Annotated in this window: 1 protein-coding gene; it reads left to right on the top strand. The window is 73.7% G+C overall.

All coding sequences use genetic code 11. From position 1 onward, the window contains the following. Positions 1-103: 103 nt before the first annotated feature. The gene (locus tag H5J29_RS34080; protein ID WP_181784964.1) at positions 104-829 is read left to right on the top strand and encodes a PP2C family protein-serine/threonine phosphatase; all 726 of its coding nucleotides are present in this window, start codon (positions 104-106) and stop codon (positions 827-829) included. Positions 830-1,016 lie beyond the last annotated feature (187 nt).

The following is a 1,016-nucleotide window of genomic DNA, read 5'->3' as shown; positions in this document are numbered from 1 at the left end:
GGTGCTGCTTACCGGAGGTGAGGAGAGAATTTATAGCGACCGCTGGAGGTTAGCGCAACCCCGACTGCAGAAAATCCTGCGAGGGACGGGCTACGGTCCTCGCGTGACCGGTGCACCGGGTTCGAGCTGGGTGGAGGTGCTCCGTGGCGTCGTCGACCGGTCGCACCTGATCACGGGGGACCAGCTGTCGCCGATGGTCGACTCCTTCGTCCGCGGCGTGGACCTGACGGCCGAGGTGTACCTCGTCGACCTGGGGCAACGGGTGCTGACGCCGGTGCGGGCGGACGGGGACGCCGCGCTGCCCGTCGAGACCGGTGCGGCGGGTCGGGCCTACCTCGCGGCGCGGGCGGACGAGGTGCTCCAGGAGCAGCCCGAGCCGCTCCGGTTCGTCACCGCGGTCCTGGCGACCCTGGACACCCGCACCGGGGTACTCGAGTACCTGCTCGCGGGGCACCCGGCTCCGCTGCTCATTCGGCGGGGACGGCTGCGCAAGAAGCTGGATCACCCGCCGCGCCCGCCGCTGGGGGTCGGCGGCGGCAGGCCGGGGGAGACCGCGCGGGAGCGGCTCGAGCCCGGGGACCGGCTGCTGCTCTACTCCGACGGCATCACCGAGGCCCGCGACGAGGCCGGGGAGTTCTTCGGCGAGCGCAGGCTCGTCGAGCTCACCGAACGGGCGGAACGAGACGGCCTCGGCGCCCCCGAGACCCTTCGCCGACTGGGGGCCGCGGTGCTCGAGCACCAGCAGGGGAAGCTGCAGGACGACGCCACCCTGCTCCTCGTCGACTGGTCCGCCGCCGCCCACGAGCGGCTCCTGCCCTCCTTCCGCTGACCTCCCGCGCCCACCACTGCGCACCGAGCAGGGCCATCAGGGCCGCTCGACCGGCAGGGCACCGTGGTACAGGAGCTCCGCCGCGGCGTGGGCCTGCGCCGCGGGCACACCGCTGCCCGGGCCAGCAGCAACGGCCCGAGCATGCCGAGCAGGAGGTGTCCGCCCACGTGGACCCGCAGGTCGCCGC

The organism is Pseudonocardia pini (assembly GCF_013870575.1).
Taxonomy (GTDB): Bacteria; Actinomycetota; Actinomycetes; order Mycobacteriales; family Pseudonocardiaceae; genus Pseudonocardia; species Pseudonocardia pini.
This window is presented reverse-complemented; position numbering and strand designations above follow the sequence as displayed.